The sequence below is a fragment of the Pseudomonas sp. PB101 genome, from assembly GCF_009764265.1.
In the GTDB taxonomy this organism is placed as follows: Bacteria; Pseudomonadota; Gammaproteobacteria; order Pseudomonadales; family Pseudomonadaceae; genus Aquipseudomonas.
Genome location: NZ_RWIR01000001.1, coordinates 1 through 13,298 on the forward strand (window position 1 = coordinate 1; position 13,298 = coordinate 13,298).

Annotated in this window: 9 protein-coding genes; 3 read left to right on the forward strand and 6 right to left on the reverse strand. The window is 58.8% G+C overall.

Annotated features, from left to right (window positions below):
* Positions 1 to 281: 281 nt before the first annotated feature.
* From EI969_RS00005 to EI969_RS00020, 4 genes are all read right to left on the reverse strand, one after another.
* Positions 282 to 1,700: an efflux transporter outer membrane subunit gene (locus EI969_RS00005; protein WP_160385370.1), complete on the reverse strand. Its 1,419-nt coding sequence runs from the start codon at positions 1,698 to 1,700 to the stop codon at positions 282 to 284.
* A complete protein-coding gene (locus EI969_RS00010; RefSeq protein ID WP_160385371.1) occupies positions 1,700 to 4,891 on the reverse strand; it encodes an efflux RND transporter permease subunit in 3,192 nt (1,063 codons plus the stop codon). Before EI969_RS00010 ends, EI969_RS00005 begins: the two co-directional genes overlap by 1 nt.
* 12 nt (positions 4,892 to 4,903) lie before the next feature.
* A complete protein-coding gene (gene mexE, locus EI969_RS00015) occupies positions 4,904 to 6,145 on the reverse strand; it encodes a multidrug efflux RND transporter periplasmic adaptor subunit MexE (RefSeq protein ID WP_160385372.1) in 1,242 nt (413 codons plus the stop codon).
* Between the two features lie 150 nt (positions 6,146 to 6,295).
* Positions 6,296 to 6,589, reverse strand: coding sequence for a LysR family transcriptional regulator (locus tag EI969_RS00020; RefSeq protein ID WP_160385373.1), 294 nt, complete (start codon positions 6,587 to 6,589; stop codon positions 6,296 to 6,298).
* A 147-nt stretch (positions 6,590 to 6,736) separates the two neighbouring features.
* On the opposite strand from EI969_RS00020, the gene EI969_RS00025 reads away from it, so the two are divergent.
* The gene (locus tag EI969_RS00025; RefSeq protein WP_160385374.1) at positions 6,737 to 7,303 is read left to right on the forward strand and encodes a TetR/AcrR family transcriptional regulator; all 567 of its coding nucleotides are present in this window, start codon (positions 6,737 to 6,739) and stop codon (positions 7,301 to 7,303) included.
* Between the two features lie 52 nt (positions 7,304 to 7,355).
* Here the strand turns inward: EI969_RS00025 and EI969_RS00030 are convergent, their stop codons facing one another.
* On the reverse strand, positions 7,356 to 8,087 hold the full coding sequence (locus EI969_RS00030) for a hypothetical protein (RefSeq protein WP_160385375.1): 732 nt from the start codon (positions 8,085 to 8,087) through the stop codon (positions 7,356 to 7,358).
* Positions 8,088 to 8,445: 358 nt separating this feature from the next.
* On the opposite strand from EI969_RS00030, the gene EI969_RS00035 reads away from it, so the two are divergent.
* Entirely contained in the window at positions 8,446 to 9,528 is a 1,083-nt protein-coding gene (locus EI969_RS00035; RefSeq protein WP_160385376.1) for a redoxin domain-containing protein, read from the forward strand.
* 876 nt (positions 9,529 to 10,404) lie between these two features.
* Here the strand turns inward: EI969_RS00035 and katG are convergent.
* Positions 10,405 to 12,672, reverse strand: coding sequence for a catalase/peroxidase HPI (gene katG, locus EI969_RS00040; protein ID WP_160385377.1), 2,268 nt, complete (start codon positions 12,670 to 12,672; stop codon positions 10,405 to 10,407).
* A gap of 307 nt (positions 12,673 to 12,979) precedes the next feature.
* Between katG and EI969_RS30170 the strand changes: the two genes are divergently transcribed.
* Positions 12,980 to 13,138 carry a hypothetical protein gene (locus EI969_RS30170; protein WP_178120483.1) on the forward strand — a complete coding sequence of 53 codons (159 nt, stop codon included), beginning with the start codon at positions 12,980 to 12,982 and terminating at the stop codon, positions 13,136 to 13,138.
* Positions 13,139 to 13,298 lie beyond the last annotated feature (160 nt).

The window sequence follows — 13,298 nt, forward strand, 5'->3', positions numbered from 1 at the left end:
AGTAATCCATTTCCACAACCAAACGGATCGCCTCCGCTTTTTCCTCAGATGTAACAACCCGATATCCCATGATGATTCCTAAAGTCGACGCTCCTACATCATGGTCCAAAAACATTCGACCACTACAAGCCGGCTCCTACACGAGACCGAGTGACCTATAAATCCTTGTAGGAGCCGGCTTGCTGGCGATGGACCCAAGTGCGCCGCGTTCAGTCAGGACGCACGCGTTATCGTTGACGACCATCGCGAGCAGGCTCGTTCCTACAACAACACCGGGTTCATCAGTTGTTTTTCGCCAGCCGGGTTTCGCCGCTGTCCCAACCACCACCGAGGGACTTGTAGATCGCCACAATGGCGCGGTACTGGTCGGTTTCACCCAGCGCCTGGGCATCCTCGGCGTTCAGGCGCTCACGTTGTGCGTCAAGCAGCACCAGGTAATCCACCACCCCTTCCTTGTATTGCGTCGCCGCCAGGTCGGCCGCAGCACGGCTCGACTCGCTTTGCTTGATCAGCGACAGCAAGCGTTGCTGGCGCTTGCCGTAGTCGCTGAAGGCGTTTTCCGATTCTTCCAGTGCGAGCAACACCTGTTGCTCATAGGTCGCCAATGCCCCTTCGGCGTCGGCGTTGGCGCCACGAATGCGCGCCCGCACACTGCCCAGGTCAAACGCTGCCCAGGTGATGCTCGGGCCCAGGCTCCAGGCGCGGGCGGCACTGGAACCGATTTGCGAACCTCGCCCTGCGGTGAACCCGAGGAAGCCACTCAGGCTCACCCGTGGAAACAGGTCGGCGGTGGCCACGCCGACATCGGCCGTTGAAGCCGCCAACCGCCGCTCCGCCGCGAGCACGTCCGGACGCCGATGCAACAGCTCGCCCGGGTCGCCAATCGGCAAGGCCTTGGCGATGGCCGGCAAGTCTTTTGGCCCCAGGTCGATGCCTATCGTGTCCGGGCGCTCGCCCAGCAACGTGGCGATGCGGTTCTTGTGGTGCACCTGTTCCGCCTGCAGTTGCGGCACGGTCGCCTCGACGGCCGCCAACCGCGCATCGGCACGCACCACGTCGAGTTCATTGCCCACGCCAGCGTCACGCAAACTCACCGTCACGCTGCGCGATTCGCTTTGATTCTTGAGGTTGGCCAGCGCGATTTTTTCCCGCAGTTGCGCACCGCGCAGTTGACCATAGGCGTCCACCAACTCGGCGATCATGCTCACCCGCAGTTGGTACAGGTCCGCCGCCGTGGCGTCTTCGCGGGCATCGCTGGACTCCAGCTCGCGCTGGATGCGCCCGAACAGGTCGATCTCCCAGGCCATGTCCAGGCCCAGGTCGTAGCGGTCGGTATTGACCCGATGCTCTGTCTGCCCCGGCACCTGCGACTTGCCCTGCTGGCTGCTGACCCGGCTGGTGACCACCGGCAGATTGTCGTTGCTGACGTCATCGCGGATGGCGCGGGCGGCTTTCCAGCGGGCGAAGGCCACGCGCAGATCGCGGTTGCCATTGAGCGCTTTGCCGACCAGTTGGTTCAGCGTCGGGTCATCGAATTGCTGCCACCACACCGTCTCGAAACGCGTCTGATCGTAGCTGGCCCCTTGCGCCGAGACCACATGGGCAGGCGCCGTGTCCGGGGTCTTGTAGTCCGGCCCGACCGTGCATGCCGCCAACGCGGTGACCAGAAGACTCGGTAAAAACAGCTTGAAAGCGTTCATCAGTGTGCCTCCGGATCAATGACGTTGAGCGAGTGGGCGCGGGCTGCCTTGCGTGCGGCCTTACCTTCGATGTAGCGACGAATCAGGACGAAGAACACCGGCGTCAGCAGCAAGCCGAAGAAGGTCACCCCGAGCATTCCGGAGAACACGGCGACGCCCATGGCACGACGCATTTCCGAACCGGCCCCAGTGGACGTCACCAGCGGGATCACCCCCATGATGAAGGCGAACGAGGTCATCAGGATCGGCCGCAGGCGCATGCGGCAGGCGTCCAGCACGGCATCCAGCGGCGACAGGCCCTGGTCCTGTTTGTCCTTGGCGAACTCGACGATCAGGATCGCGTTCTTGCAGGCCAGGCCCACCAGTACGATCAGGCCGATCTGGGTGAAGATGTTGTTGTCGCCCTTCGAGATGATCACTCCGGCAATCGCCGACAGCAGCGTCATCGGTACGATCAGGATCACCGCCAGCGGCAGGCTCCAGCTTTCGTACAGGGCCGCCAGCACCAGGAACGCCAGGAGCACGCAGAGCGGGAACACCAGCAACGCCGTGTTGCCGGAGAGGATCTGCTGGTAGGTCAGGTCGGTCCACTCGTAGGTCATGCCGTTGGGCAGTTCTTCCTTGAGCAGCTTTTCAATCGCCGCCTGGGCCTGGCCGGAGCTATAGCCCGGGGCCGCGCTGCCGTTGATTTCCGCGGTGACAAAACCGTTGTAGTGCGAGACCCGGTCCGGTCCGGACGTCGGGCTGACCTTGACGAAGGTCGCCAGCGGAACCATCTCGCCCCGGTCATTGCGCACCTTCAACTGACCGATCTGCTCCGGCTCCTGGCGGAACTGTTGCTCGGCCTGGACGTTGACCTGATAGGTACGGCCAAAACGGTTGAAATCGTTGGCATACAGCGAGCCGAGGTACACCTGCAAGGTGTCGAAAATATCGTTGATCGCCACGCCGTGGGTCTTGGCTTTTTCCCGGTCGATGGCGGCCTCGACCTGGGGCACGTTGACCGTGTAGCTGGTGAACAGATTGGCGAGTTCCGGAACACTGTGGCTCTTGCCGATGATGTTCATGGTCTCCTTGTACAGCTCGTCGTAACCCAGGTTGCCGCGGTCTTCGATCTGCAGGCGGAAACCGCCGATGGTGCCCAGGCCTTGAACGGGTGGCGGCGGGAACACTGCGGTGTAAGCGTCCTGAATGCCGCCGAACTTGGCGTTCAACGAAGCGGAAATCGCCCCGGCCGACAGGCTGGGGTCCTTGCGCTCATCGAATGGCCGCAAGCCGATGAACGCGATGCCGGCGTTCGGGCTGTTGGTGAAACCGTTGATCGACAGCCCCGGGAAAGCCACGGCGCTGTCGAAACCCGGCTCGTTCATGGCGATGGTGCTCATACGCCGGATCACCGATTCAGTGCGATCCAGGCTGGCGGCGTCCGGCAGTTGCGCGAACGTCACCAGGTACTTCTTGTCCTGGGTCGGCACGAACCCCGTCGGCGTGGTGCTGAAGCCCATGTACGTCATGGCGATCAGGCCGGCGTAGACCAGCAACGCCACACTGCTGCCACGAATGACCTTGGCCACTGCCACGACGTAGCCATGGCCGGCCTTTTCGAACAGTCGGTTGAAGGGTTTGAACAGCCAGCCAGCGAACAGGCGGTCCAGCACTTTCGAGAAGCGGTCCTTGGGTGCGCCGTGAGCCTTGAGCAGCACCGCCGCCAACGCCGGCGACAAGGTCAGCGAGTTGAACGCCGAGATCACCGTCGAGATCGCGATGGTCAGGGCGAACTGCTTGTAGAACTGCCCCGTCAGGCCGGAGATGAACGCCGCCGGCACAAACACCGCACAGAGCACCAGCGCCGTGGCAATGATCGGCCCGGTCACCTCGCCCATGGCCTTCCTGGTGGCCTCGGCCGGTTCAAGCCCCGACTCGATGTTTCGCTCGACGTTCTCCACCACCACGATCGCATCGTCGACCACGATGCCGATGGCCAATACCAGGCCGAACAACGACAACGCATTGAGCGAGAACCCGAGCAAGTGCATCACGGCGAAGGTACCGATCAGCGACACCGGCACCGCCACCAGCGGAATGATCGACGCGCGCCAGGTCTGCAGGAACAGGATCACCACCAGCACCACCAGGATCAGCGCTTCGAACAGCGTATGCACCACCGCTTCAATCGAGCTGCGCACGAAGATGGTCGGGTCATAGACGATCTCGTAGTCCAAGCCCTCCGGGAAGCTCTTCTTCAGCTCGGCCATCTTCGCCCGCACCTGGTCGGACACGTCGATCGCGTTCGAACCCGGGCGCTGGAAGATCGGCATTGCTACCGCTTCCTGATTATTGAGCAGTGCGCGCAGTGCGTACTGGTTGGAGCCGAGTTCAATCCGGGCAATGTCCTTGAGGCGGGTGATCTCGCCGTCGGCGCCACTGCGCACGATGACGTTTTCGAATTCTTCCTCGCTGACCAGCCGCCCCTGGGAGTTGATCGACATCTGGAAGCTGGTGGCGTTGGGTGCCGGCGGCGAGCCCAGTTGGCCGGCCGCGACCTGACGGTTCTGTTCACGCACCGCATTGACCACGTCGGTGGCGGTCAGGTTGCGTGACGCGGTCTTGTTCGGGTCGAGCCAGATGCGCAGCGAGTAATCGCCGATGCCGAACATCTTCACGTCACCGATACCGTCCAGGCGCGACAGCTCATCCTTGACGTTGAGGATCGCGTAGTTGGACAGGTAGAGCATGTCGTAGCGCTTGTCCGGCGACACCAGGTGCACCAGCAGCGTCAGCTCGGGCGACGCCTTGTCGACGGTGATGCCGATGCGCGTCACCTCCTCCGGCAACTTCGGTTCGGTGCGGGTCACGCGGTTCTGCACCTGCACCTGGGCGTTGTCCAGGTCGGTGCCCAGGGCGAAGGTCACGGTGAGCGTGAGCCGGCCGTCCGCCGTGGACTGCGAAGACATGTACAACATGTTCTCGACGCCGGTGATGGCTTGTTCAAGGGGCGCAGCCACGGTTTCGCCGATGACCTTGGGGTTGGCTCCGGGGTAGTTGGCGTGGACGACCACGGTCGGTGGCACCACTTCCGGGTATTCGCTGATCGGCAACTGGAACAGCGAAATGCCGCCGGCAATCAGGATCAGCAGCGACAGCACCGCGGCGAAGATCGGCCGCGTGATAAAGAACTGGGAGAACTTCATGACGGTGTTCCTTTATCCGCGAGGCGATACGGCAGCATCGGTTTTCACCAGCGCCGGTGACGGAGCGACGGGCTGATTGCCCGCCTCGATGGCCTGGCGTTGACGGGCCAGGGTGGCGACGGTTTGCGCATCGGCCATCGGCGCGTCCTGAGGCGCGACCACCGCACCGGGACGAACCCGCTGCAGACCGTTGATGACGATGCGGTCCTCCTTCTGCAAACCGCTGCGCACGATGCGCAAGCCTTCGAGCTTCGGCCCCAGGTCGACGCTGCGGTACACGGCCTTGTTGTCCTGGTCGATCACCAGCACGAACTTCTTGCCCAGGTCGGTGCCCACCGCCTCGTCCTTGATCAGCAGGCCGGCATAGGCCGCGCTGCCCACCAGTTTCAATCGGGCGTACAGCCCCGGGGTGTATTGGCCGTCGGCGTTGTCGAACACCGCGCGGCCACGGATGGTGCCGGTCTTGGGATTGACCTGGTTGTCGACGAAGTTCATCTGCCCCAGGTGGCGATTGCCCTCCTCGTTCGACAAGCCCATGTACACCGGCGTGGACTGACTGCGCCGGCCTTGGCGGGAGAGCTGGCCGTACTTGAGGAACAGGCGCTCGTCGGCATCGAAATAGGCGTAGACCTTGTCGGTGGAGACCACGCTGGTCAGCGCCGAGGTGTCGGCGCTGACGATGTTGCCGGCGGTGATTTCGGCACGGCTGACGCGCCCGCTGATCGGCGCGGTAACGCGGGTGAAACTCAGGTTCAACCGTGCGAGATCGAGTTGCGCCTGCACCGCGTCGACGGCGGCGCGGGCTTCCTGGGCGCTGGTGGTGCGCGTGTCGGCCAGTTCCGCAGAAATCGCATTGCTGCTCAGCAGGCGCTGGCCGCGTTGCGCTTCGTTGGCACTTCGAACCTGCGCGGCGCGAGCTTGCTGCAACTGCGCCTCGAGGCGGTGCACTTCGTGTTCGAACGGCCGTGGATCGATCTGGAACAGCAAGTCCCCTTTCTTCACCGACTCGCCATCCGTGAAGGCGACACGATCGATCTGCCCCGACACCCGCGGACGAACCACGACGGTTTCCGGCGCTTCCAGGCGGGCGGTGACTTCGTCCCATTCGGTAATGGGCTGCTCAAGCACTTTTGCGACCGTGACAGATGGCGCACCGGGCGCCTTGGCGGCGTCAGGTGCCTGACCGCAGGCCGTGATGGCCGCCAGCGTCAGGGCAACGAGTGGATAACGCAAAGGTTTGAGTGACTGTTCCATTGGAGGTCCACCTGACGATTTAAGGGTTGGAGAATTCTCGGCCGCACAAGGGGCAGCGACGAATCGATCGGAGTGAACTTGGCTATCATCATTAATGATGACCATCATGTTTAAGCGCAAAAAAACAAATGTAGAGATCAAGCCTATGAATCAATTGGGTTTTTTACTGCACGCCGGCAGACTGACGACGGCACAAATGGAGTCCAGTGCCGGCCCGAGGGTTTGTGCGAGCTGCAAGGCGCGGGTGGTCGGTTCCATTTTGTGGCCAATGCGTTTAAACAGAGGGTCGTTGAACAGTGTTCGCAGACGACCCAATGCGCCGCTGACCGCCGGCTGGCCCAGGGACAGCTTTTCTGCGGCCCGGGTGACATTGCGCTCCTGAATGAGCGCCTCGAAAACCACCAGCAGATTGAGGTCGATACTGCGCAGATCATTTCGTTTCATGGGTCAGCACCCTTTGCGGTGGTTTGACTCGAGCCACGGGCTCGGGACTGGCAAAACCATGACCGCGAATTTATATTACGATCATCATAATTACCAGCCCCCCGGCGAAAATTCGCCAGGGCGCTCATCGGATGGCAGGACCCGCTCATGAAAGTGACGAAAGACCAGGCAGCCGCCAACAAGGAAGCGATCCTCGGCGCGGCCTCGAAGATGTACCGGGAAAAAGGCATCGACGGCATCGGGATCGCCGAGCTGTCGCGCTCGGTGGGCCTGACCCACGGCGGCTTTTACGGACAGTTCCCCGGGGGCAAGGAGCAGTTGGCGTCAGAGGCGGTCAGCCGCACGTTCGAAACCAACATCGCAGACTGGCGAGCGGCCCGGTCCATTCCCGAACTGCTCAAGGGCTACCTGACCCAGGGCCACTTGAAAAACTGGACCGAGGGCTGTCCGATCCCTGCCCTGGGCGCCGATGTCGCGCGCAACGGCGGCGCCGTCAGCCACTCGTTCACCCAAGGCGTGCAGACCCTGATCGATACGTTGCTGCCACTGGTCGACGGCGAAACCGAGGAGGAAAAACACCAGCAAGCCTTGCGCATCCTGTCATCGATCACCGGGGCGATACTGATCGCCAGAGCCCTGGACAACCCGCGCTTGTCGGAGCAGTTCCTGCAATCGGTGATCGATGCGTGGTCTGTCCGTGCTGAACAACAGTAGATGGCTTAAGGGTTGGCTCCGGGAGCGGGAAGTTGCAGGATGAGTACCTTCCTCAGCTCCTGGAAATGCCTTTATTGAACTCAAGGACAGGTCGAATCAGGTAATCACCCAAGCGTGCAGGTATGTAATAAAGTTCTCCATGATTTTCGCGTATGTAAGCGTCGACTTCTGAAAGCACATTTGTATCAAGCGCCTGCTGATTGTAATAAAGCATCCCCGAAGCCGGAACAAACGCAACATTGAAAAACTGCCCCATCATCAAGGGTTTAGCATTAGTTGCCTGCCACCCTCTTGCTCGTGCGTTCACTGGAAATATTTTTGAGAAATCAGGCTCTGCAATCAACGCTGCGATGCCCAGTCGCCGACCTTCAGAGTTTTCGTACGCAACATTGTAATCCGCGTCCTGAATTTCCCAAGCGCCTGTGGCAGGATTCATTACTTCTACGAAGACATGCCCCATCAATGAACCGGCATAATTCGAATGAAGATAAATTGTGCGAGCGCGGATCCCTAGCTTTTCCAGGATCGCCTGCATCGCGGTGGAGCGATTACCGCAAAGTAATTCGGGCCGTTCGGCCTTGGGATCATCCATTGCAGTTCGGAACAAATGATCTAATACGTAAACATTGTTATTTCCATGTTTTTTGTTCCATATGCCATCTCCATGATCAGAATTTTCATGAATGAACTCTCGTACCGCATCCACAACTGGAAGATCACGACTAGCTGCATACGCTTTGATTAGAGCAGTAGTCGGGTCTGCTCTACAGAGCAAAGGAAACATCAAGCACTGAAGCAAAACAACAATAGAAAACACTCTCACAACTAGCCCTTACTTAAAAACCTGCTAAATCTCTCGCGCCACCAACGGAGTTAGCTGTTACCCCACCTACAGAGTCAGCCCCATTTCAACTGCCTTTAATCAAACACGAATACCTATATTAAGCACCGGCCACACCCCGGTCTGTAGGAGAAATCCGCGCTGATGCCATAACAATCTGCTGGCGAAAACCCAGTGTGGGTGGTCAAGCAACTCGGCCACAAAGACCTTCAGCGCTCCGGGCAGCGTCGCCAAGACTGAACTAGCGTTACAGGCAAGGTCTTCATGCCAGCGATCCACTGCCAACCGGCAAGGAGTTGTGATGCGTGCCACGGCATTTTCAGTCGGTCAGCCAGCCCCCTGGTTCCATTGCCGCACTCAACTCAGAGAACGCTTTTGTTTCGATACCATTGCCGGTCGGTATGTCGTGCTGTGTTTTTTCGGGTCTGCGGCTGACCCTGCAGCCACTGAAATACTGGACAGTATCCAGGCCCATCGCCAGCGGTTCGATGATGCTCAAGTCTGCTTCTTTGGTGTTTCCGTCGATCCGGATGATGAAAAGCTCAAGCGCGTGGAAAGTTTGATCCCCGGCATACGCTTCATCTGGGATTTCGATCGGGCGGTCAGTCAGCTCTACGGTGTCTTGCAGCCAGACGGCAGCATCCGGCAAATGACCTATGTGCTGGATCCTGCGCTACGTGTCCTGGCCATCGTCCCGATAGAGGCAGCGATTGATAACCATGTCCCCTCGTTGGTGCGCTATCTGGATAAATTGCCTGCACTGGCCGCGCCACATGCCGCCACGCCACACGCCCCCGTCCTGGTGGTTCCGCGGATATTCGAGCCGTCGTTGTGTAAGGCACTGATAAGTTATTACGACGAACGCGGCGGAGAGGAATCCGGGTTCATGACAGAGCAGGCGGGGAAAACCGTCCACATAAAAGACCACAGCCACAAGAAACGTCGTGACTGCGTCATTGAAGATGATGTTCTATCCAAGGCCTGTTCATTGCGTATCACCAACCGCCTGCTGCCAGAGTTACAGAAAGCCTTCCAGTTCAATGCCACTCGAATGGAGCGCTATCTGGTGTCCTGCTACAACAGCGAGGAAGGCGGGTATTTCCGGCCCCACAGGGATAACACCACGAAGGGTACGGCACATCGCCGTTTTGCCGTTTCCCTGTTTCTCAATTCGGGAGAATTCGAAGGTGGCTTTCTCCGTTTCCCGGAGTATGGAAAAGGGCTTTACAGCGCTCCCACAGGAGGGGCTGTGGTGTTTTCCTGTTCACTTTTGCACGAGGCCACTTCGGTAACCCAGGGAAGCCGTTATATGTTTCTGCCGTTTCTATACGATGAAGCTGCCAGCGCCATTCGAGAGGAAAACCTCTCATTCATTCAAAGCTGACTGGCGAGCAACACACTTCTGCTTTCGGTTCATGGTTGCGACATAAACCGACGAAATCGAATGAATGCCGCGACCGGGTAATATCTAAAAAACAGAATATTTACAAGCGTCAGATTGTATATCAAATACATTATGCCAGATGACAAAATCGCGTATAAAAACTCGCTCCTCCCGAAAAAACTCATTTTCTTTTTAGCAATTAGATTAGTGTAATCAAGATAATTAATATAAATCACAAAAAAAGAAAGCAAAACCAAAAAAAACGGCAACATCAAAAAAACGCGTAGCGGTGCGTCTTCAAAATTAGACGCTGTAAATTTCGATTTACTTATAATTAAATACGAGTAGCCCAGCGCAAAAAACGGTGCAAGCAAACAAATATAGTTAGCGACAACCTTGGAAACCAGAGGAAAATTAGACGAGCCAAAACCCACACTCCCGAAAAAATATCTATCAATATCACTATCAAGAGCAGAGTAAAATGACGTATCCGCGTACGCTGGAACAAGCATCGAAAAAAAGAAAATTGGCAACAACGTAAATGCAAGAAAAAAATAGGGCACTTTCGCTTTTACAAACTTTATCCCTGATTGCACCTTTAACACTCCATATATTTGAAAAGTTTCACACCACCCTGCATGGCAGGGCAATTTTCTGAAAAACATATTGATTCAAGATAACCAGTCGCGCAATGCACTTAAGGACGCAGTCGAGGATGAAATCCTGGAGAGCAATTCGCTCTCTGGATGGGCCTACAAGAATCGTGAACAGTTCAAGGAGGAAGATGCCCCATTCACTGGGTAATCTGGTCACTGGATGCCCTCCGCTGATGCAGAAGCCGGAGGGCACGTCATTCCAGCGTTACGCCAACCTCCCCTATTTCAGATCGAATCGATCCAGGTTCATCACTTTGGTCCACGCAGCGACGAAGTCCTTGACGAACTGCTGCTGCGAATCGGTGCTGGCATAGAATTCGGCCACCGCACGCAACTGCGCATTGGAGCCGAAGACCAGGTCAACCCGGGTGCCCGTCCACTTCACCGCACCGCTCTTGCGATCACGTCCTTCAAACTCCTGTTGGGCGTCCGACACCGGCTTCCACTCCACGCCCATATCGAGCAGGTTGGTGAAGAAGTCGTTGGTCAGCGCCTCCGGCCGTTGGGTGAACACACCGTGTTTGCTCTGGCCGACATTGGCGTTCAACACCCGCAGGCCACCCAGCAATACGGCCATTTCCGGCGCGCTGAGCGTCAGCAGTTGTGCCTTGTCGATCAGCAGTTTTTCGGCGGGCACACGGTACTGTTGCTTCAGGTAGTTGCGGAAGCCGTCGGCAATCGGCTCAAGGAAACCGAAGGAATCGACGTCGGTCTGTTCCTGGCTGGCGTCCGTACGTCCCGGGCTGAACGGCACCGTCACGCTGTGGCCGGCATTTTTCGCCGCCTGTTCGACACCTGCGCCACCGGCAAGCACGATCAGGTCGGCCAGGGAGATTTTCTTGCCGTCGGTTTGCGCGCTGTTGAAATCCTTCTGGATGCCTTCGAGTTTGCCCAGCACATTGGCCAGTTGCTCCGGCTGGTTGGACTGCCAGGATTTTTGCGGAGCCAGGCGCAGACGCCCGCCGTTGGCGCCGCCGCGTTTGTCGGAGCCACGGAAGGTGGAAGCCGCCGCCCAGGCGGTCGATACCAGCTGCGAGACCGACAGGCCGGACGCCAGCACCTTGCTTTTCAGGCCTGCCACATCGCTGTCATTGACCAACGGATGATCGACCTCGGGGATCGGGTCTTGCCACAGCAGCTCTTCGGTCGGCATTTCCGGACCGAGGTAACGCGAGAGCGGGCCCATGTCACGGTGAAGGAGTTTGTACCAGGCGCGCGCGAAGGCATCGGCCAGTTGATCGGGATTGGCCAGGAAGCGCCGGGAGATCGGCTCGTAGATCGGGTCGAAACGCAGGGCCAGGTCCGAGGTCAGCATGGTCGGATCACGGCGCTTGGATGGATCGAAGGCATCGGGAATGGTCCCGGCACCGGCACCGTTCTTCGGCTTCCACTGATGGGCGCCGGCGGGGCTCTTGGTCAGCTCCCAGTCGAACCCGAAGAGGTTTTCCAGGTAGTTGTTGCTCCATTTGGTCGGCGTGGTGGTCCAGGTCACTTCCAGGCCGCTGGTGATGGTGTCGGCGCCCTTGCCGGTGCCGAATGTGCTCTTCCAGCCCAGGCCTTGCAGTTCCAGGCCGGCGGCCTCGGGTTCCGCCCCGACGTTGTCGGCAGGCCCGGCGCCGTGGGTCTTGCCGAAGGCGTGGCCACCGGCGATCAGCGCCACGGTTTCCTCATCGTTCATCGCCATGCGGCCGAAGGTTTCGCGGATGTCCTTGGCCGAAGCGACCGGATCAGGCTCGCCTTCCGGGCCCTCCGGGTTCACGTAGATCAGGCCCATCTGCACCGCGGCGAGGGGGTTTTCCAGATCGCGGCCATTTTCGGTACGGCTGTCTTCGTTCCGCCCTGGCTCAGCCACCAGCGGCACGTCGCCTGGCGGTTGCGCGGGCTTGCTGTCGTCTTTGCCATAGCGGCTATCGCCACCCAGCCATTTTTTTTCAGAACCCCAGTAAACGTCTTCGTCCGGCTCCCAGACATCCGCGCGCCCACCGGAAAACCCGAAGGTCTTGAAGCCCATGGATTCCAGGGCGACGTTGCCAGTGAGGACGATCAGGTCGGCCCAGGAGATTTTGTTGCCGTACTTTTGCTTGATCGGCCAGAGCAGCCGGCGGGCCTTGTCGAGGCTGACGTTGTCGGGCCAGCTGTTGAGCGGTGCAAAACGTTGCTGGCCGGAACCGGCGCCACCCCGGCCGTCGCCGGTGCGATAGGTGCCGGCGGCGTGCCAGGACATGCGAATAAAGAGGGGCCCATAGTGACCGAAGTCCGCCGGCCACCAGTCCTGGGAATCGGTCATCAGCGCTGTCAGGTCGTTTTTCAGCGCCTGGAAGTCCAGGCTCTTGAAGGCTTCGGCGTAGTTGAAGTCGCCCCCCAACGGGTCAGACTTGGGCGAGTGCTGGCTCAAGATCTTCAGGTTCAGTTGGTTCGGCCACCAGTCGCGGTTCGTCGTGCCACCGCCAGCGGCGTGATTGAACGGGCATTTCGATTCAGTTGACATGGCATCTCCTCTTTATTTTGTTTTAGCTAACCACCCTTGAGCGTGGATCCGGATCACCGATTGATGAAATAGCTTTTCGGTATGGGATCCATAGCCATAAGGCTATGACAGCCCCGCGATCAGTCGCTCCAGAACATCCATTAAAGTACCGGTCGGGGAAACTGTCGCTTCATCCGGGGAGATAGCTGATAAACAGCGCAAATCAGAAACGAGAGGCAAGATCATCAACACCTGCCACAATGGATTAATACTATTGCTACAGGGACGTCGGCGATCGGCAGGATCGTTTTGCGCGAGAGGTTTCGCCATGTACGTCAAAGCCATTGTCATCTGGGTAGTGCTGGCGATCATCGTCGTCGCCGTGCTCTGTCGCCTGGTGCATAACGCCAAGGTCGCCGACCGCGCGCTCAAGATCACCAAGCCGGACAGTCAGCCCCCCGGACGCAAGGGTGACAAGGCTCCATGACCTGCGGACAGACCAATAAAAAACCGGCCTTTTGGGCTAATGCCGATCAGTTAAGCCTTCTCGCTTGACCTTTGGCCGCAAGAAATCAAAATCCGATGCCTGTACTGGCATCGGATTTTTTTATGCGTCTCGCTCGAGCCCTGGAACTGACCCACAACAT

What these genes read in the sequence shown, in the direction of transcription:
- EI969_RS00020 (WP_160385373.1), bottom strand. Translation starts at nt 6,589, where the DNA reads ATGAAACGAAATGATCTGCGCAGTATCGACCTCAATCTGCTGGTGGTT.
- EI969_RS30170 (WP_178120483.1), top strand. Translation starts at nt 12,980, where the DNA reads ATGTACGTCAAAGCCATTGTCATCTGGGTAGTGCTGGCGATCATCGTC.
- EI969_RS00030 (WP_160385375.1), bottom strand. Translation starts at nt 8,087, where the DNA reads ATGTTTCCTTTGCTCTGTAGAGCAGACCCGACTACTGCTCTAATCAAA.
- EI969_RS00005 (WP_160385370.1), bottom strand. Translation starts at nt 1,700, where the DNA reads ATGAACGCTTTCAAGCTGTTTTTACCGAGTCTTCTGGTCACCGCGTTG.
- mexE (WP_160385372.1), bottom strand. Translation starts at nt 6,145, where the DNA reads ATGGAACAGTCACTCAAACCTTTGCGTTATCCACTCGTTGCCCTGACG.
- EI969_RS00025 (WP_160385374.1), top strand. Translation starts at nt 6,737, where the DNA reads ATGAAAGTGACGAAAGACCAGGCAGCCGCCAACAAGGAAGCGATCCTC.
- EI969_RS00035 (WP_160385376.1), top strand. Translation starts at nt 8,446, where the DNA reads ATGCGTGCCACGGCATTTTCAGTCGGTCAGCCAGCCCCCTGGTTCCAT.
- EI969_RS00010 (WP_160385371.1), bottom strand. Translation starts at nt 4,891, where the DNA reads ATGAAGTTCTCCCAGTTCTTTATCACGCGGCCGATCTTCGCCGCGGTG.
- katG (WP_160385377.1), bottom strand. Translation starts at nt 12,672, where the DNA reads ATGTCAACTGAATCGAAATGCCCGTTCAATCACGCCGCTGGCGGTGGC.